The following is an 18,935-nucleotide window of genomic DNA, read 5'->3' on the forward strand; positions in this document are numbered from 1 at the left end:
ACAAGGCGCAATAACGCCGCGCATAAGGCAAAAAACACTGCCGGAACCGACGGGATCGCGCCGCGAGAAGGTGACCGAAAAAAAACTTTCGATAATCCGTTCGAATCCTGTTGACGCCCTCGGCGAGTAGGCTTAAACGCCCCTCCACGACACCTGCCCAGGTGGCGGAATTGGTAGACGCGCTAGCTTCAGGTGCTAGTGTCCGTATGGACGTGGAGGTTCGAGTCCTCTCCTGGGCACCATATCCCCGAAAAGATTTGACGACCGCGCAAACCACCCTCGAACGGGTGGTCGGCTCTCATTCCGTCTTCTGCAATTCCTCCATCTCGCAGCGACGGATCTTTGCCTGAGACCGCACCCGCTTGATGAATTGCTGGGGAAGGTCCGGTCCGCGCAGCGCCGCGTAGGCCTCGCTGGTCGGGTCGCCGATCAGGTCGGCGTATTTGACCCATGTGCAGAAGGCGAAGACATCGCGCAGGCTCACATGCTCACGGGTGTTGCTGTCCCGGGCCTGTGCCGGAAGCTTGATCGACCTGAAATAGGCCTTTTCGATAGCGGGCCATTGCGGATCGGGAACGAACTCGGGCGCGTCATCGGTTTCCGGAAATTTGAATGCTGGATACTTCTGCCCGTATTCCGAACATCCGTGCGAGATCTTGCTGCTGATTCCTTCAATGCCATGCTTGGCCTGAAGATCGCGGAACGCCTGCAGGCAGGCGCGCACGTCATCAACGGTGTCGCAATAGATATAGGCCTTGTACGGAAATTTGATCCCGTCGCGCAGCTCGATCATGCATTTGCGGGCGTTGTCATTGGGTAGATCCAGCTTAAGCAACAGGGCATAGGTCTGGAACATCGCACGCAGGTCATGCGGCAAAATCTGTACCTTGTAGCAGTCATTGCAAAGAGCCGGGATAGCGCCGGTCTCTTTGAAGAAGTCCAGAAAAACGCCGCAATAGGCGTTCTGCCCGCGTACCTTGAGGACGCGCCCAGAAAAGACCTGCCCGATCGGCACCGCTTGCGCAACTCCGCGGCTTCGCAATGCAGCCAACCATGCGCGGTACTGTTTGACCATGTGCTCGGGCTCAAATAGTTCCGCCTGCCAATCGGCGCCCAGCGAGGTAACGATGTCCGCTTGTGCCGCAGAGAAACGCCCAGCCGAACCCGGAGCCTTGGGCGCATGTTCCAGCCGTGTGACCAGCTGACGAATCGACTTGAGGTCAGCGGGCTTCATCACCAGCCAATTCTCAAGTTCGGCAATTTTCGAGGTGGGGGGCACCACTGTCTCCTGCTGCATCATCGCCAAACGCTATGCAGGTGCATACCCCCCTCACGCAATTCGTCAACCGGAACGGCGCCGGGCGCCTGCGTCAGGCAGCGGTTTGCGCGGCAACGACCTCGCCGAACCGGGTGAAGAACTTGCCCGAGAGCTTCTTGGCCGTTCCGGCAATCAGACGACTGCCCAACTGGGCAATCTTGCCCCCGACATCAACTTTGGCGGTATAGGTCAGAACGGTCTCATCACCATCCTCGGTCAGCGCCACGTCCGCACCACCCTTGGCAAAGCCCGCGGCTCCGCCCTTGCCCTCGCCCACCAGCGAAAATCCGTCGGGGGCGTTGGTCTGGTCCAGTGTCACCTCGCCAGCGAAACGCGCCTTCACCGGACCGATTTTCAGAACCACCTTGGCCTCAAGCTCGTTGGGGGCGGTCTGGGTCAGCTCTTCGCAGCCGGGGATGCATTCACGCAGAACCTCGGGATCGTTCAGCGCGCGATAAACCGCGTCCCGGGGGGCCGCAATGCGAATTTCGTCAGTCAGTTCCATTGAGTATTCCTCTGCTCAGCAACATCTGGGAAAGACGCGCAGCGCCTGTTCCGTGGCATCCTCGGGGGTTTGGGCGGGTCGGGGCGGCCATAGCCGCGCCACCCAGCTACGCAAGTTTTTCATCATGAGTTGTCTCCTCGGCGGTGTTCGCATTTCGCCAGCGCACGATCTCGGCCAGGATGGACAACGCGATTTCATGCGGATCAATGGCCCCGATATCCAGTCCGGCAGGCGACTTCAGGCGCGCAACCTTCTCGGTGTCCATGCCCTGCGATACCAACCTGTCCGCCAGAACCTTTGCCTTGCGCTGGCTGGCCACCATCGACACCCGCCTTGCCGGCGTACCCAGCGCCGAGGCCAACGCCGCCCGGTCGTTCTGGCCTTGCGAGGCGACGACCACAAAATCGCGGGGCTCAACCCCCAACGCATCCACGTCGTCTGGGTCGAAACACGATTGCGCAGCCTCCTCGCTGGCCTCAAACGAAACGAATACGCGCAACCCGGCCAATGCCGCATGAGCCGCCAACGCTTGGGCAATCGGGGTGTCGCCAAATATCACCAGGCGGGGCGCGTGTTGATAGGGTTCGACCAGCAGATCGACCGTACCGCCGGATGGGCAGCCACTCTTGAAGGTCTGAACGCCATCCGGATCGGTCATTGCCACCACCTTGTCCGAGGGTTTCACGCGGATCATTCGCGACGCACCGCTGGCCAGCGCTTCCTGTGCCGAGGCGCGCACCGCCCGCTGGACACAGGCTCCGCCCAGATGGCCGAGGATCCGCCCGTCCCGGGTGATCGCCGCCTTGGCGCCCGCCTTGGCCGAGGTCGCATCTGCCGTCCGCACCACCGTTGCGACGCAGAACGCCTCACCGCTGCTGCGCAACTGGTCAATCGTGTCGAAAATGTCGAAACCAGGCATGATCGGTTCCTCTCACAACTTTTGAAACTCGGGCTCCAACGCGGCCAGCGCGTCGAGCGTGTTTGCCGGAAGGTGCGCATCAAGATGGGGCAAGGCGGCCTGCATGGCGGCGGCAACGGGCTGATAATTCTCCCAACCTTTCAGGGGGTTCAGCCAGACGATCCGGCGCGCCTTGCGCCGGATCCTCGCCAAAGCCGCGCCCAGCGCCTGCGGGTCAGAACTGCAATAGCCATCCGAAAGGATCAGCACGATGGTGCGCCCATTCAGCGCGCGCGCACCGTATCCGTCCAAAAACCTTTCGAGACTGCCGGAGATGTCCGTGCCGCCGCCAAAACCTTCGGCCATCAGTGACAACCGACCAGCGGCGCGCAAGCTGTCGTGGTCCCGCAATGCATCGGTGACCCGCATCAACCGCGTGTGAAACAGATAGGCATCCGCATCCGTGCCGCTGGCCACAAGGCCCTTGAGAAAGGCCAGAAATACACGCGAATAGACAGTCATGGACCCGCTGACATCGCACAGCGCGACGATCCGCATCGGGCGTGGCGGTCGGGCACGGCGAAACAACTCCAAAGGCTCGCCCCCGCGCGCAAGGCTCGCCCGCTGGATGCGACGCATGTCCAGCGCCGGACCCCGCCGCGCCTGTTTGCGCCTGCGCGAACGTCGATCCCGGATCGCCCGCGCCAGGGCAAGCGCCGCGGCTTCGGCCCGGCGCAGGGATTGCTCATCCATCAACTCGCGCAGATCCCGGCGTGACAGGTTGTCGGTCCGGGTTGCGATCAGCTTCCCGTCCGTTCCTTCGGCCTGTCCATCTCCGGAATCCGGGGTACTGGCATCCTGCGCATCGGGGGAATCGTCAGCGGAATCTCCGCGATCTTCGGTCTGCCAGATCATCGGCTTGGCCGACTGGACCTTGACATGGGTGTTCTGTGCGACACCGTTCCGCTGCTTGCCCGCGTTGAACCAATAGGCATCGAACAAATCGTCAAAGCGCCGCCAATCCTCGGCATCCCCGGACATCAGGGCACACAAGGCATCCCGCGCCTGTCCGACATCGGTGGCCTCGACCGAGGCCAGTGCGGCCAGCGCATCTCCGGTCTCACGCGGTCCGACCCGCAAACCGTTCCCGCGCAGATGCGCCACGAATCCCGCCATACGGTCGGCCAATCCGTGCGCTCGCGATGGAAACCGTGTTACCTGCATCACGCGACCTTTCCGATCAGGCGATCCATCACCTCGGGTGGAACGGCATCATAGTCCGCAGCGGTCTTCAGCAGACAGACCAGAGTGGCCTGTACGGCCTCGGGTGATTGGGACAGATCGTTGACGCCAAGACCCGAGAGGGCCGCGGCCCAGTCGAGCATTTCGGCAATGCCGGGTGTCTTTTCCAGATCTTCCTTGCGCAGGTTCTGAACCACTCCGATGATCTGGCGCGCCAACAGCCCTTCGACTTCGGGCATCCGTGCCCGCAGGATGGCCATTTCGGTCTCGCCGGACGGATAGTTCAAAAAGCTGTACAGACACCGCCGCCGCAGCGCATCCGAAAGATCGCGCGTGCCGTTTGCGGTCAGAATGACGATGGGTCGCGTTTTGGCGGAAATCGTCCCCAGTTCCGGGATCGTGATCTGAAAGTCCGACAGGATTTCAAGCAGATAGGCCTCAAATTCTTCATCGGCCCGGTCAATCTCATCGATCAGCAAAACGGGCGGATCATCGGCGCTGATCGCCTCCAACAACGGCCGCTTCAGCAGATAGTCGTCGGAAAACAGTTGGGCCTCGCTGGTTCCGCCGCGCGCCTCGGAGGCTCGGATGGCCAGCAGCTGCCGCTGGTAGTTCCACTCATAGATCGCGTGACTGGCGTCCAACCCTTCGTAACACTGCAAGCGGATCAAACGGGCGTCGCGCCACGCCGCCAGCGCCTTGGCCACTTCGGTCTTGCCGACACCGGCCGGACCCTCCAGCAGCAGCGGTCGTCCCAGGGTCTGGGCCAAATGCAACGCCATCGCCAACCGGTCGTCGGCAACATAGCCCTGCTGGGCCAAACCGTTCTGAACGTCACTCAGTGTCACACCAGGGTCCAATCTTCGTTTGACCAAAATATCCCAAGGGGGTCGGAGGGGGTCAGCACCCCCTCCGTTCGGTCGGACCGGGCCTCGCCGGTCCGAAACCGACTACCCGTGCATCCCCAAGCCGTTGGCGATCTTCCAGATCCGCCAATGGTCATGCGGCATGTGGCTCTGAACCAGGCCAAAGGGCCGGAACGCATCATGCACCGCATTCGAGAACGCCGGCACACCACCCACATTCGGGCTTTCGCCGACACCCTTCGCGCCGATCGGATGATGCGGCGAGGGGGTCACCGTGTGATCGGTCGTGTAGTTGGGCGTTTCCCACGCGGTTGGCAGGAAGAAGTCCATCAGCGTGCCGGTCTTGACGTTGCCCATCTCATCATAGGCAATCTCTTGACCCATCGCGATGGCCAGCGCCTCGGTCACACCGCCATGCACCTGACCTTCGATGATCATCGGGTTGATCCGGGTTCCGCAATCGTCCAGCGCATAGAACTGCCGGACTTCCCATTCGCCGGTATCGACATCGATCTCCATGACACAGATATAGGCACCGAACGGATAGGTCATGTTGGGCGGGTCATAGTAGCTGACGGCCTCCAGACCCGGCTCCAACCCCGGGATGGCCTGGTTGTAAGCGGCAAAGGCGATCTCTTTCATCGTCTTGAACCGCTCGGGCGCGCCTTTGACCGCGAACCGGTCCACGTCCCATTCGACATCGTCGTCGTGAACCTCAAGCAGGTAGGCCGCGATCATCTGCGCCTTGGCGCGGATCTTGCGTGCAGCCATGGCCGTTGCAGCCCCCGCAACCGGCGTGGACCGAGAACCATAGGTGCCCAAGCCATAGGGCGCAGTGTCGGTGTCTCCTTCCTCCAGCGTGATGTCGTCGGCTGGAAGACCGATCTCGCTGGCGATGATCTGGGCAAAGGTCGTGGCGTGACCCTGGCCCTGTGAGATCGTCCCCAGCCGCGCGATGGCTGACCCGGTCGGGTGGATGCGGATTTCGCAGCTGTCGAACATCCCCAAGCCCAGAATATCGCAGTTCTTCACAGGCCCTGCCCCGACGATTTCGGTAAAATGCGTCAGACCAATCCCCAGAAGCTTGCGCGTCTTGCCGGCCTTGAAGTCCTCGACCCGCTGTGCCTGTTCGGCACGCAGATCCTCGTATCCAACCGCAGCCAGCGCCTTGTCCCAGGCGGTGTGGTAATCGCCCGAGTCATATTCCCATCCCAGCGCGGACTGATAGGGGAACTGGTCGGCCTTGATGAAATTGATCCGGCGCAGCTCGGCCGCGTCCATGTTCAACTTGATGGCCAGAACCTCGATCATCCGCTCGATGAAATAGGCGGCCTCGGTCACGCGGAAGGAACAGCGATAGGCCACACCCCCCGGAGCCTTGTTGGTGTAGACGCCGTCCACGGCCAGATAGGCGGTCGGGATGTCGTAGGACCCGGTGCAGATGTTCATGAACCCGGCCGGGAACTTGGTCGGGTCGGCGCAGGCGTCGAACCCACCGTGGTCCGCGGTTGTATGACACCACAGGCCCGTGATCTTGCCGTCTTTGGTGGCGGCGATCTTGCCCTGCATCCAGTAGTCGCGGGCAAAGGCGGTGGACATCAGGTTTTCCATCCGGTTCTCGACCCATTTCACCGGCTGACCGGTGACGATCGAGGCCACGACCGAACAGACATAACCAGCATAAGCGCCCACCTTGTTGCCGAAACCGCCGCCGATATCGGGGCTGATCACCCGGATATTGTGCTCGGCCAGGCCCGAAATCAGGGACACGACGGTGCGGATCGCATGCGGCGCCTGAAAGGTGCCGTACAGCGTCAGCTTGCCGGTCACCTTGTCCATGCTGGCCACGCAGCCGCAGGTCTCAAGCGGGCAGGGGTGTGTCCGGTGGTAATAGACCATCTCCTCGGCCACCACATCGGCTTCGGCCAGAACGGCTTCGGTCGCGTCCTTGTCGCCCTGTTCCCAGGTGAAGATGTGGTTGTGATGCTTGCGCGGCCCGTGGGCGCCTTCGGTCTGACCTTCCAGATCTTCACGCAGCACCACGTCAGATTTCAGCGCCTCGAACGGGTCGGTCAGAACCGGCAGTTCCTCGTATTCGACTTCGACCAGTTCGACGGCATCTGCGGCGACATAGCGGTCTTCTGCAACCACATAGGCCACCTCCTGGCCCTGGAACAGGACCTTGCCATCGGCCAGCACCATCTGCTTGTCGCCGGCAAGCGTGGGCATCCAGTGCAGACCCAGCGGCGCCAAGTCCTCGGCCGTCAGAACGGCCACGACACCGGGCACGGCCAGAGCGGCCTCTTTGTTGACACTGACAACGCGGGCATGGGCATAGGGTGAACGGACAAAGGCGCCGAACAGCATTCCGTCCAGCTTGATGTCATCGACGTAGTTGCCCTTGCCTTGGGTAAAGCGCACGTCCTCGACGCGTTTGCGAGAACTACCCATCCCCTTGAGGTTGGCGGCGCGTTCTTCGGGGGTCATGGTCTGGTCGTTCATTCCGCGGCCTCCTTCTGCGCGTTCAGCAGGTCAGCCGAGGCCGAGATCGCCTTGACTATGTTCTGGTACCCGGTGCAGCGGCAGAGATTGCCGGCCATGCCAAAGCGGATTTCTTCTTCGGTCGGGTTGGGGTTTTCCTGCAGCAGGCGATGCGCGCGGGTGATCATACCCGGCGTGCAGAAACCGCACTGCAGCCCGTGATGCTCGCGGAACATTTCCTGCAACACACCAAGGCTGCCGTCGTCATTGGTCAGCCCTTCGACGGTGGTGATATCGGCCCCGTTCACCTGCGCCACGAAGGTCGTGCAGGATTTGACGGATTTGCCATCAATATCCACGGTGCAGGCTCCGCAGTGGCTGGTTTCGCAACCGATATGCGGGCCGGTGATTTTCAGATCTTCCCGCAGGAAGTGGATCAACAACGTGCGCGGCTCGGCCAGGCCTTCGACCTGCTTGCCGTTCACGGTGAGTTTGACATGCATCTTCGACATCTGTGTTCCTCCCCTCAGCCCGCGCGGCTCTGCGCACGGTCGATGGCGCGGCGCAGCATCACGGCGGCCACGTGTTTCTTGAATTCGACGGGGCCGCGGTTGTCGGCCACCGGGTCGATCGCCTCGAGCATCGCGGCCACGCAGCCGTCGACATCGCCCGAAGCCAGTGCCGCGCTGGCCGCGTCAGACCAGACGGGCGTGTCGGACAGGTTGGTCATCGCCACCGATGCCTGACCGTTGCCAACCATCACTGCGGCAGCCGCGGTTGCGTAGTCGCCGATCTTGCGTTTCTGCTTTTCATAGGCCTGCCCGACACCGGGGCCGGGAACAGGGATGGAAATCCGTGCCAGGATCTCCTCGTCCTCGCGGGCGGTAAAATAAGCCGCCTCGTAGAAATCGCGGGCCGGGACGTTGCGGGTGCCGTCTGGGCCGGACAGTTCGAACGACGCGTTCAGGCACTGCATCAGACCCGGCATGTCATTGCCCGGATCCCCGTTGGCCACGTTCCCGCCGACCGTACCCATGTATCGCACCTGCGGATCCGCGATCTGCAGCGCCGCTTCGCGGATCAGCGGGATCGCGTCGGCCAGACCGTCGTGGGTGATCAACTCGTGCTGCGTGACCATCGCGCCCAGGGTCACAGTATCGGACCCGACCTCAATGCCTTTGAGTTCCTCGATGGCCTGCAGGTCGACCAGATGGCCCATCTCGGCCATGCGCAGCTTCATCATCGGGATCAGGCTGTGCCCGCCTGCGATCACGCGCGCTTCGTCCCCGTGTTCCTGCAGAATGCCGATGGCCGAGGCGATGTCGCCTGGCCGGTGATACTCGAAACCGGCTGGTATCATGTTTTCCTCCCTTGGCCCGTTCACGTCGGGGCCTTGGGATCAAGCAAAGTCCTGAGGGCGTGCGCAGGCTATCGCGCAGGAACGGGGGGCGCGGGTTGTTTCACGAAATGCGAATGGGCTGCACGAGTTGCGATCAGAGGCCCAGCGCCTCGCGGATGTCCGTCAGGCGGGATCGGCTGACCGGCACCTTGCTGAGCGCATCGACCTGGTCGAAATAACAGGTGCCGTTGTCCTTGTGCCGCTCAAACCGGGAAACGTGTCTGGGGTTCACAAGGTAACTTCGGTGGGCCCGCAAAAAGCCGTCTGGTTTCAGGCGGGTTTCGGCCTCGGTGATCGACCAAGGGCAGAACAGTTTCTCGGCGCCCATGTACAAAACGGTGTAGTGCCCCTCGGCCCGAATGGCGGCGACGCGCGCTGGTTCGGTGAAAAAGGTCTGGCCCTCGCGCTCGAACGGGACGCCGGCGCGCAGAGCCGGTTCCGGCTGCGGCGCTTCGACCGCCGGCTCGGGCCCGATAAAGGTGATCCCGGTCAGCAGAAATGCCCCGCAAATCAGGAACACCGCAACGGTCACCCCCATCGCAAGAACCTGATTGTTCAAAGCCGGGCCCGCGCCACCTGCGTTGTCACTGGCGGTAAAATCGGTCAGGCCCGTGGCGACGAAGTGCATGGTGAACACGGCCAGGCCGAAACAGACGGTGCCCAGCAGGATATTGCGCTGGGTGCGATTGTCGTAGGCAACCCAGATCGCCAGCACTGACAGCACCACCGAAGCCACGGTCGCGATCGCAACGTCCGATGCGGTGTAGACGGGGCGGCACAGCTCCATCCCGGCCATGCCGATATAGTGCATCACCACGATACCAAGACCCACGATCACACCCGCGCCGACAATCGTGCCCGGGCGACGCGCGCGAAAATGCAACAGCAGCAGCGCCAGCCCGACCATCAGAATGGCAACCAGGGCCGAGATCAGAGTGATCAACGCGTCATAGTAAAACAGGATCGGCAGTTGCAGGCCCAGCATGGCCACGAAATGCATCGACCAGATGCCGCCGCCCAGAATGACCGCAGCCAGGGCGACGACGAACTTCCGCCTCTGGTCATCCAGCTTTGAAGCACCATGCGTCAGATACAGGCCGGTGAAACCGGCCATGAGTGCGACGGCCAACGAGGCCGCTACGAGCCAAGCGTTATGCGAGTAATCCAGCATTTCGGTTTGCACGCCCTCCCCGACGCGAGAGTGACGTTAGCAAAGCGAAGTGTCTGGGACAATCGGCAGGCGGACCCTGCAGGTCACGGGCCGGCAAACGATCCGCCGCCCGACCATTTCGGCGGGCGGCGGACAGGCAGATCAATCGCTGATCGCGCCTTCTTCGTCACGACGCTGGTGCATCTTGGCCTTGACCCGGGCGCCCACGATCAGGGGCAGGACAAAGCCGATGATCGCGATCGCCCACAACCCGATGGACAGCGGGCTGTCGATCAGGGTCCACCAGTTGCCATTGTCGATGGTCACGGCGCGACGCAGGTTGTTCTCCATCGCGTTGCCCAGCAGGGTACCCAGAATGATCGGCACCAGCGGCACGTCCAGCTTGCGCAGGACCCAGCCCATCACGCCGAACCCGATCATCACCAGCAGGTCAAAGCTGGACCCGGAAATGCCGTAGATGCCGACAAAGCTGACCATGGCCACGATCGGCATCAGGATGCGCGACGGGATCATCAGCACGCGGGTGAACAGGCCCACCATTGGGATGTTCATGGCCAGCAGCATGAAGTTGGCGATGAACAGCGCCGCGATCAGGCCCCAAACCACATCCGGATTCTGGGTGAACAACAGCGGCCCGGGCGTGATGTTCAGCGCCAGCAACACCGCCAGCAGTACCGCCGTGGTACCCGACCCCGGAACGCCCAGCGCCAGCATCGGTACCAATGCGCCTCCGGCGGCGGCGTTGTTGCCAGCCTCGGGCGCGGCCACGCCGCGCGGATCACCGGTGCCAAAGGTGTTTTTCTTGTCCACCAGCCGCTTTTCCATCGAGTACGAAATGAACGACCCCAGTGATGCCCCGGCCCCGGGAAGAACCCCGGCGATGAAGCCCAGGAACGAGGTGCGCAGCATCGTCGGCGTGCAGCTCTTGATCATCGACATCGGAGGGTAGAGCTTGCCGATTTTCAGCTTGCTGCCCTCGGCGTCAGACCCGCCATGCCGGTGTTCGAGGAAAATGAACACCTCGGACAGGGCAAACAGGCCGACGATGGCCACCAGGAAATCGATCCCGTCGTACAGATGCACTTCGCCATAGGTAAAGCGCGGCACGCCCGTTTGGGTATCAACGCCGATGGTCGCCAGCCCAAGCCCCAGCGCGGCGGCAAAAGCCGATTTGGCCTGGTTGGTCGACGACACACCGCCCAGCGTCATGAACGCCAGCGCAAAAAGGGCAAAATATTCGGCCGGGCCGAACAGCAATGCCACTTTGACCAGCTGAGGCGCCAGCAGGATCAGACCCCAGGTCGCCAGGAACGCGCCGACAAACGAGGCGATACCCGACAGCGAAAGAGCCTCACCCGCCAGGCCTTTTTTGGCCATGGGATGCCCATCCAGACAGGTCATCATCGCAGGCTCGTCGCCTGGGATGTTCAGCAGGATCGACGAGATCCGCCCCCCGTACATCGCCCCGTAATAGACACTGGTCAGCAGGATCAGCGACGGTGTCGCGCCCAGCCCCAGCGTGAAGGCCAGTGGGATTAGGATGGCCACGCCGTTCGACGGGCCCAGGCCCGGCAGCGCGCCCATGACCGTGCCCAGAAAACAGCCCAGAAGGGCCAACATCAGGTTCTGCCAAGTCAGCGCGATGGCGAACCCATCGGCCAAGGATGCAAAAGTTTCCATGATCGCCCCCTAGAAACCCAGCGGCCCTTTGGCCAGCGACAGGCCCAGAACCAGGTGGAAAATGACGTAGATGCCAACCGAGGTGCCCACGCCGACCAGAACGCTTTCGATCGGACCCGACCCCAATCGCCAGGCCAGGTAGGCCGCGGCAAAAGCCGTGGCGATGACGAAGCCCAGTTCGGGCAACAATTCGGCATACAGGATCATGACCACCACCGCGGCGGCGATCTCGACCAGACGGCCAAGGGCCGGCCACTCCGGCTCGGCGTCCGGGCGCAGGGCGATCACCGCGCTGGACACGCCCAGAATGGCGGCGATGATCAAAGGAAAGGCCTTGGGCCCAACGGCATCGGACAGAAAGCTTTCTTCGATCGCCAGCGCGGATATCGCGAAACCAATGGCAAGAAGAAGTCCGACAACCCCGAAGATGCGGTCACTCATCGGTGTCTCCTGTTGTTCGGGTAGAAAAAGTGCGGGCGCCACGCTGTCGCGGCACCCGCCTGCACGTGAGTGGTGCGGTTACTTGATGATCCCGATCTCTTTCGAGATGGTCTGGATCTGACCGACGGACTCGGCAACGAAGTTCTGGAAGTTCTCGCCCTGCAGGTCCAGCGGAGCCAGACCGTTGGCGGCCATCACTTCTTTCCACTCGTCCGACGCATACAGGTCACCGATTTTTGCGACCCAGTCGTTGTAGGCCTCGTCCGACATGCCGCCCGGAGCGTAGAAACCGCGCCAGTTGGCGCCGATGGCATCCACACCCTGTTCCTTGGCGGTCGGGAAGTCAGCGAATTCACCGGGCAGACGCTCGGGCGCCAGAACCGCGATCACTTTGATGTCGCCGGAATCCACGAAACCCTTGGCTTCGGAAATGTCACCGGTGAAGGCCTGGACCGAGCCGGCCAGCAGCTGGGTCACCGCCTCGCCACCGCCGTCAAAGGCGATGTACTTGACCGAGCGGACATCGTCGATGCCATAGGCGTTGGCCGCGATCAGTACCTTCAGGTGGTCCCAGCCGCCCACGGCCGAACCGCCAGCAACCGAAACCGAAGCCGGGTCGGCTTTGATCTGGTCCAGCAGCTCGGGCAGGGTGTTGACGGGGCTATCGGCAGCCACGGCGATCACGCCATAGTCGGCGCCGATCGCGGCCAGCCAGCGGACCTGATCCATGGTGTTGCCCGGATAGGCGCCCTGGGCAAGACGGGTTGCGGTTGCGGCACTTGCGGCGACAATCAGGTTGTTGTCGTCATTGCGCTTGTTCACCACCTCGGCAAAGGCCACGCCACCGCCGCCACCGGCCAGGTTCACGACCTGCATGGTCTGGTCGATCAGGCCCAGATCCTGCAGCGACTTGCCCACCTGACGGCAGGTGAAATCCCAACCACCACCGGGGTTTGCCGGTGCAATACATTCCTGAGCGCTGGCGGCAAAGCCGGTCAGGGCGAATACGGCAGCGGCTACGACGCCGCCGGTTCCAAACAGTTTCATTTGGTTCTCCTCCTAGGGTCTTCTTGGCCTGCTGTTACGCAGACGAAACCGGTCCCTGCAGGGAGCCGGGCGCGCAGCCCTTCCTTGCAGGTTGATTTTCTTTAACGAATAATGCTGTCACGAACCTGTCATGTTGCGACGGGCGTTCGGGGGGACAATGCGCGTATTGATGATCGAGGATGCCGAGGATCTGGCCGAGGGCGTCGTGGCCCATCTGGGCCGGTCCGGTGTCGTCTGCGATCTGGCGACCTCGGTCGAGGCCGCGCGCGATTTCCGCGCGGTCCAGGGCTATGACGCGATCCTGCTGGACATCAACTTGCCCGACGGGTCGGGCCTGGGCTTTCTGGACGAAATCCGTGGCGGGGGTGACCGCATTCCGGTCTTGATGCTGACCGCGCTGACTGCGGTCGAGGACCGGGTAGCCGCGCTGGACAAAGGAGCCGACGATTATCTGGGCAAACCCTTCGACCAGCGCGAGCTCGAGGCGCGGCTGCGCGCGCTGGTGCGCCGAGATGCCGACCGCAAGAGCGAGCAGATCACGCTGGGCCCGCTGGTCTATGCCCCCAAGGACCGCAGCGCCACGCTGGGCGGCAAACGCCTGAACCTGACCGCGCGCGAGGCTGCCGTGCTGGACGCCCTGATCCGGCACGAAGGGCAGTTCCTGTCCAAGGCGCGGCTGTACGACTCGCTGTACGGGTTCGAAGATGCCGATGTGGGCGTGAACGCGATCGAGCTGTATATCGCCCGGCTGCGCAAGAAATTCTCGGGCAGCGGTGTGACCATCACAACCCAGCGCGGGGTCGGGTACCGGATCGGCCTGCATGGTTAGGCCGCCCCTGCCCCACAGCCTGACCGCCCGGGTGCTGAGCGCGGTGATGCTGATCCTTGTTCTGGGCGGCGTGCTGGTCGGCCTGTCGATCTGGGCCAACGGCCGGTTGGCGGCCCGTCAGGCCTATGACCGGCTGCTGCTGGGCGCAGCCAGCGACATCGCCGAATCCGTGCGCATCCAGGACGGCCAGCCCATCGTCGACCTGCCGGTTTCGGCCTTTGAGCTGCTGGCCCAGGCCCCGGATGACCGGATCTATTACGCGGTGCGCGGGCCCGACGGGCGCTTCATCACCGGGCTGGACCCGGACACGGTGATCGCGCCCCCGCAGCCCTTCAGCCAGTCGGCCCAATATTTCGCGGCAGACCTGAACGGGGAACCGGCCCGGTTCGTCCGACTGCCCCGCCTGTTCGCCGAGCGCGACTTCTCGGGCGAAGTTGAAATCGTTGTCGGGCAGACCTTGCTGGCACGACGCGCGATGACCGCCGGGCTGATGCTGGATGCCCTGCTGCCGATGGCGGCTGCCGGCGCGTTGCTGCTGATCATGTCCTGGTTCGTCACCCGTTCGGCGCTGCGCCCGCTCGAGGCGATGTCGGACGACCTGATCCGCCGCGACCCCTATGACCTGACGCCCGTGGCCAGCGACGGTCTGCCGCGCGAATTGCAGGTCATGATCGCAGCGATGAACCGGTTCATGGGGCGACTGGACCGGCAGGTTCTGTCGATGCGCAACCTGATCGCCGACACCGCCCATCAGTTGCGCACCCCGGTCGCGGCGATCCGGGTCCAGGCCGAAATCGCGCAGGCGGATCCGGATGCCCCAGCTCGCCACCGCGCGCTGGACCGGCTGCTGAATCGCACGCGGTCGCTCGGGACACTTCTGGATCAGCTGTTGTCGCGCGCGATGGTCATCCACCGCATCGACAGCGCCCCGCGCCTGCTGGTCGATCTGCGCGAAGTGGCGCTCGAGGCGCTGGAGCAGAGCGACCACGAGGTGATCGCCCCCGGCGTCGAGGTGCATCTGAAAATCGGGGAAAACCCGGTCTGGGTGCGGGGCGATGCGTTTTCGCTGGGCGAGGCCACCAAGAACCTGCTGGGCAACGCGCTGCGCCACGGCAAGGCCCCGGTCAGCATCGGCGCCAGCCTGGAGGGTGGCCGCGCCGTTCTGTGGGTGCGCGACAGCGGTCCGGGGCCGGAAACGTCGGTCTCTGCCCGGCTGGGCGACCGGTTCAACCGCAACGCAGGCTCGGGCGAGGACAGCAGCGGGCTGGGTCTGTCGATCGTCAAATCCACCGCCGAAGCCTTTGACGGCACCGTCGAGATGACCCGCACCGATGACGGGTTTCGCGTATCGCTGAACTTTCCGGCCGCCACCGAAGGAACAGGCGCATGATACGGTTTCTGATCCCGCTGGCCCTGTGCCTGCTGACGTTGGGTACCCGCACCGCGGCGCAGGAAGCAGTTACCGAATTCGGCACCGGGCCCACCCCCCTGCTTGTGCGCTCGACCACGGATATCGGCATTATCCGCCCGGTGATGGAACAGTTCGCGGCGCAGAACCCAGACCTGACCATCACCTATGAACAATGGGGCTCGAACGCGCTGTTCCAGCACAGCAAGACGGCCTGCAAGACCGGCCACAGCCCGGCCGATGCGGTGTTTTCCTCGGCCGTTCAGCAGATGGTCTGGTTGGTCAATGCCGCCTGCGCCCACCGCTACAGCTCGGCCCAGACGCAGGCGCTGCCCCCGGCCCGGCGCTGGCGGGACGAGCTGTGGGGGATCACCACCGAACCCGCGGTCATCGTCTACAACAAGGATCGTCTGGACGATCTGGAGGTGCCGCGCAGCCGCTTTGCCCTGCTGGACGCGATGCGCACCCGCCCCGACCTGCTGCGCGGCCGCGTGGCGACCTATGACATCGCAGCCTCGGGGCTGGGGTATCTGTTTGCCTATGGCGACAGTCTCGAGGCGACCACCTTCGGGTCACTGATCGAAGGTTTCGCGCGCATAGATGCCATCGCCACCTGTTGTTCCGCCGAGATCATTCGCGACGTTGCCGAGGGCCGGTTCCTGATCGCCTACAACGTGCTTGGCTCATATGTCGCGAATGCCCAGGACCCGGCAGTTGGGGTGATCCTGCCCGAGGACTACACCCTCGTTCTGTCCCGCGCCTTTCTGATCCCGAAGAATGCAGGCAACAGCGCTGCCGCAGCCCGATTGCTGGATTTCCTGCTCTCTGCACAGGCACAGGACTTGCTCGCAACCTCGGGGCTTGTGTCCCGGATGGACTCGGCCGAGACCGGACTGACGCCCAGCGCACGACGGTTCATCCCCCTGTCGCCCGCCCTTCTGGTGGCCAGCGACCCGAACCGCCGGGCAGAGTTGTTCAAACTGTGGAACGACGCGTTCGAGGTCGAAACCGCCCGCTAGGCCGGTTTCGGTCCGGCGTCTTCGGTCTCAGGCTCTTCGGGGGCCTGATCAGCCATGCTGGCGTCGACAATCTCGGGCTCGGGGATATCCTCGATCTCGGCGTCCTCGGCCATATCCGAGCGGTCTTCCAACGCCCCCACGATCAGAGGAAGCATATGAACACCCGTCGCCGTGGTGATCTCGGGGGTTTTGGGCGTCTGCCAGCTGAGCGTGTCAAAGCTGTGACAGTTGGGGCAGACCGGCGCCCATTCAGCCTGGATGTCATGGCAGTTGTCGCAGACCCATTGCGGCCCGCGAGGCGCATTCAACGCTTTGGCCAGCCAGCCCTGTACCACCGCGTCCGAGGCCCCTTCGCCGCGCTCGATGGCGGCCATCAGGGTATAGGCTCGAGCATCGGCACCTTTCTCGACCACATCGCCAAGCGCCCGGCGGGCCTCGGGAAAGTCTTCGGCGACGATGTTCAGCTCGGCCAGGATCAGGCGCGTTTCCAGATGCTCGGGATGGATGCGCGTCAATGCCGTAAAGCGCTTGACCCGCTCCTCGGCGGTTTCGTCGGGCACGATCTCGGCAAAGGCATGGGCCAGATCCGGATGCGGCTGCGCTTCCCATGCCTTTTTGAGAATCTTTGTCGCGGCGCGCGGCTTGCCCTTGGCGATGTAGGCCCGTGCGGCCATGGCTGCCGCCGGCACCAGGTCAGGTGAGAGGCGGTTCGCTTCGATCGCGCGCTCCTGCTGTTCGACACTGGCGGTTTCATCCAGAATTCCCTTGGCCTCGGACAGGGCCAAAACTGCGTCGCGTCGCTTGAACACATCACGCGGCAGCGCGCCGGACTTCAACTTGGCGGTCAGGGTCGACCGTGCGCCGGCCCAGTCCTGCGCCTTGGTCTGCAGTTTCAGAAGCACATCCTGCGTTTCCTGATGCCGCGGCTTCAGCGCCAGTGCTTTTTCGGCGAGTTTGCGCGCGGTTTCGTCGTCGCCCTCGGCCAACTTCTGTTTCATGATTCCGCGCACGCCGACGAAACGTGTGGCCTGATCCGTCACCAGTTTCTTGTAGGTTTCCGAGGCCTTCTTGGTGTCACCGACCATTTCTGCCGCCTGGGCCACCAGAAGGTTCGTCAGTTCCGGCTTGTTCAGCAGCCGTTCTGCCTTGTGCGCCATCGTCATGGCCGTCCGCCCCTCGCCCGAGGCCAGCGCCATCAACCCGTCAGCCAGCGCCTGATAGCCTCGTTTCTCGCGGCTGCGGTCGAAATAGCGCGAAAGGGCAGTTTCATCACCGTTGAGGAATTTCAGGGTCGCAATCAGCAGGTTGAGCAGCTTGAAGAACAGCCAAACCGCTAGAACCAGCAGGCCCAGCGCGATCACCGACTGCAGCGGGCTGAGCGTGACCTCGGTTCCCATCGCGGTGATCTGGATGCCACCGCTGGTTTCCATCAGAACGCCTGCCCCCATGGCCAGAAGGCCGACGATCGCGACAAAAACCAGGATCTTCAACAATGACCAGAGCATGGCAGGCCCCTCAGTTCGAGTTCACGCTTGTCACAAGCGCATTGGCGGCTTCGACCGCGGATTGGCGGGTTTTGGCAGCCGCGATCCATTCGGCCATGGCTGGCTGCGCCGATTCCGGAAGCGCGCCCAGCTCGGTCAAGGCCGTGCTTATGTCACCTTTGCCCAACGCGGCCTCCGCTCGTGACAGGATGGCGTCGGAATCATTGCCATCTTTTGGCGAAACGGACCGGGCGCCGGTTTGTCGCTGAAGAAAGGCGACAAGGCCCGTTCCCTTGTCAGCTTCACGCGCATCTGCCAGCGCAGTTCGGGCGGCAGGCGCAAAACTCTCGCGCAGATCCGTCAGTGTCGGCACACCTTCGCCGGCCGGAGTGGACAGGGCGTCCGGCACCTGCACGCCGCCGGTCTGCAACTGGGCCACCAGATCGGCATAGGGTGCGCCGGCATCCAATTGACCCTGAATCTTGGACAGCGCGGCCAGGTTCTCTGCCGCCTGTGCCCGGGCTTGGGCCTGCGCGTCCAGGGTTTGCGCTTCGGCGACCATCTTTTCGACTTCGGCACGCTGGGCGGCCAGCGACTCCTGCAGCTTCTTCAGCTCGGCCTCGACGGCCGCAACGGTTTCGGGCGAGGCGGCGTCGGTCAACGGACGTGCCTCAAGCTGTGCGACGCGTTGCGCCAAGGGGTCGAGCTTGCCGGACAGATCGTCGACATTGGATTTGAGCGCGCCAAGATCGCTTTCGATCGGTGTCAGCTTGGCGCTCAGCGCCGCGATATCTGCGGACGGGTCGGGAACTCCAGACAATTGCTTGCTCAGGTCAGCCAGTTGCTGAGCCTGGTCGGACACCTTGGTCTCAAGCGCTGCAATCGCCTCGGACGGATCGGACCCCGCCGGCCAAAGCAGATCGCTGCGTCCGGCGGCGAACCCCAGCGCCGCCGCGATGACGCCACCGATCAGCGCCGGCATGAACCCGCTTCGCTTGGCCTCAGGTTGCTGATCGGTTGCCGTAGCCCGTTCGGCTTCGGCTTCGGCTTCGGCTTCGGCTTCGGCTTCGGCTTCGGCTTCGGCTTCGGCTTCGGCTTCGGCTTCGGCTTCGGCTTCGGCTTCGGCTTCGGCTTCGGCTTCGGCTTC

The 18,935-nt window shown here is 63.3% G+C and carries 17 protein-coding genes and 1 tRNA gene; 4 read left to right on the forward strand and 14 right to left on the reverse strand.

Annotation, left to right across the window (positions count from 1 at the left end; genetic code table 11):
• The first annotated feature begins 155 nt into the window (after positions 1-155).
• Positions 156-242: transfer RNA gene (locus AC2FM5_RS07295), tRNA-Leu, on the forward strand.
• Positions 243-298: 56 nt separating this feature from the next.
• Here AC2FM5_RS07295 and AC2FM5_RS07300 read toward each other — a convergent pair.
• The 12 genes from AC2FM5_RS07300 to AC2FM5_RS07355 form a co-directional block, all read right to left on the reverse strand.
• Positions 299-1,297: a hypothetical protein gene (locus tag AC2FM5_RS07300; protein WP_496734761.1), complete on the reverse strand. Its 999-nt coding sequence runs from the start codon at positions 1,295-1,297 to the stop codon at positions 299-301.
• A gap of 73 nt (positions 1,298-1,370) precedes the next feature.
• Entirely contained in the window at positions 1,371-1,823 is a 453-nt protein-coding gene (locus AC2FM5_RS07305; RefSeq protein WP_496734763.1) for an SRPBCC family protein, read from the reverse strand.
• 106 nt (positions 1,824-1,929) lie between these two features.
• A complete protein-coding gene (locus tag AC2FM5_RS07310; protein WP_496734765.1) occupies positions 1,930-2,742 on the reverse strand; it encodes an XdhC family protein in 813 nt (270 codons plus the stop codon).
• A 12-nt stretch (positions 2,743-2,754) separates the two neighbouring features.
• Entirely contained in the window at positions 2,755-3,945 is a 1,191-nt protein-coding gene (locus AC2FM5_RS07315; RefSeq protein ID WP_170365945.1) for a vWA domain-containing protein, read from the reverse strand.
• The gene (locus AC2FM5_RS07320) at positions 3,945-4,745 is read right to left on the reverse strand and encodes an AAA family ATPase (RefSeq protein ID WP_254434022.1); all 801 of its coding nucleotides are present in this window, start codon (positions 4,743-4,745) and stop codon (positions 3,945-3,947) included. The genes AC2FM5_RS07315 and AC2FM5_RS07320 overlap by 1 nt, the downstream gene beginning before the upstream one ends.
• A gap of 168 nt (positions 4,746-4,913) precedes the next feature.
• Positions 4,914-7,331, reverse strand: a complete 2,418-nt coding sequence (locus AC2FM5_RS07325; RefSeq protein WP_170438855.1) for an aerobic carbon-monoxide dehydrogenase large subunit — start codon at positions 7,329-7,331, stop codon at positions 4,914-4,916.
• Positions 7,328-7,822 carry a (2Fe-2S)-binding protein gene (locus AC2FM5_RS07330; protein ID WP_170361029.1) on the reverse strand — a complete coding sequence of 165 codons (495 nt, stop codon included), beginning with the start codon at positions 7,820-7,822 and terminating at the stop codon, positions 7,328-7,330. The genes AC2FM5_RS07325 and AC2FM5_RS07330 overlap by 4 nt, the downstream gene beginning before the upstream one ends.
• Positions 7,823-7,836: 14 nt before the next feature.
• Positions 7,837-8,670 (reverse strand): FAD binding domain-containing protein, encoded by an 834-nt coding sequence (locus AC2FM5_RS07335; protein ID WP_496734767.1) that lies wholly within the window; start codon positions 8,668-8,670, stop codon positions 7,837-7,839.
• 133 nt (positions 8,671-8,803) lie between these two features.
• On the reverse strand, positions 8,804-9,880 hold the full coding sequence (locus tag AC2FM5_RS07340) for an MHYT domain-containing protein (protein WP_496734782.1): 1,077 nt from the start codon (positions 9,878-9,880) through the stop codon (positions 8,804-8,806).
• Between the two features lie 141 nt (positions 9,881-10,021).
• Positions 10,022-11,560 carry a tripartite tricarboxylate transporter permease gene (locus AC2FM5_RS07345; RefSeq protein ID WP_170361033.1) on the reverse strand — a complete coding sequence of 513 codons (1,539 nt, stop codon included), beginning with the start codon at positions 11,558-11,560 and terminating at the stop codon, positions 10,022-10,024.
• A gap of 9 nt (positions 11,561-11,569) precedes the next feature.
• A complete protein-coding gene (locus AC2FM5_RS07350) occupies positions 11,570-12,001 on the reverse strand; it encodes a tripartite tricarboxylate transporter TctB family protein (RefSeq protein WP_170340610.1) in 432 nt (143 codons plus the stop codon).
• A gap of 78 nt (positions 12,002-12,079) precedes the next feature.
• Positions 12,080-13,048, reverse strand: a complete 969-nt coding sequence (locus tag AC2FM5_RS07355) for a Bug family tripartite tricarboxylate transporter substrate binding protein (RefSeq protein ID WP_496734769.1) — start codon at positions 13,046-13,048, stop codon at positions 12,080-12,082.
• Positions 13,049-13,205: 157 nt separating this feature from the next.
• On the opposite strand from AC2FM5_RS07355, the gene AC2FM5_RS07360 reads away from it, so the two are divergent.
• Genes AC2FM5_RS07360 through AC2FM5_RS07370 form a run of 3 tightly spaced genes read left to right on the forward strand, consistent with a single transcriptional unit; the run spans position 13,206 to position 16,304 of the window.
• A complete protein-coding gene (locus AC2FM5_RS07360; protein WP_170340612.1) occupies positions 13,206-13,877 on the forward strand; it encodes a response regulator transcription factor in 672 nt (223 codons plus the stop codon).
• Entirely contained in the window at positions 13,870-15,267 is a 1,398-nt protein-coding gene (locus AC2FM5_RS07365) for a sensor histidine kinase (RefSeq protein ID WP_496734770.1), read from the forward strand. The genes AC2FM5_RS07360 and AC2FM5_RS07365 overlap by 8 nt, the downstream gene beginning before the upstream one ends.
• Entirely contained in the window at positions 15,264-16,304 is a 1,041-nt protein-coding gene (locus tag AC2FM5_RS07370) for an ABC transporter substrate-binding protein (protein WP_170405501.1), read from the forward strand. The genes AC2FM5_RS07365 and AC2FM5_RS07370 overlap by 4 nt, the downstream gene beginning before the upstream one ends.
• Here AC2FM5_RS07370 and AC2FM5_RS07375 read toward each other — a convergent pair.
• Positions 16,301-17,809, reverse strand: coding sequence for a heme biosynthesis protein HemY (locus tag AC2FM5_RS07375; RefSeq protein WP_496734773.1), 1,509 nt, complete (start codon positions 17,807-17,809; stop codon positions 16,301-16,303). The genes AC2FM5_RS07370 and AC2FM5_RS07375 overlap by 4 nt on opposite strands.
• 10 nt (positions 17,810-17,819) lie before the next feature.
• A partial coding sequence (locus tag AC2FM5_RS07380; protein ID WP_496734775.1) for a COG4223 family protein occupies positions 17,820-18,935 on the reverse strand: 1,116 nt, incomplete at its 5' end.

Source organism: Ruegeria sp. BHSA162 (assembly GCF_059613385.1).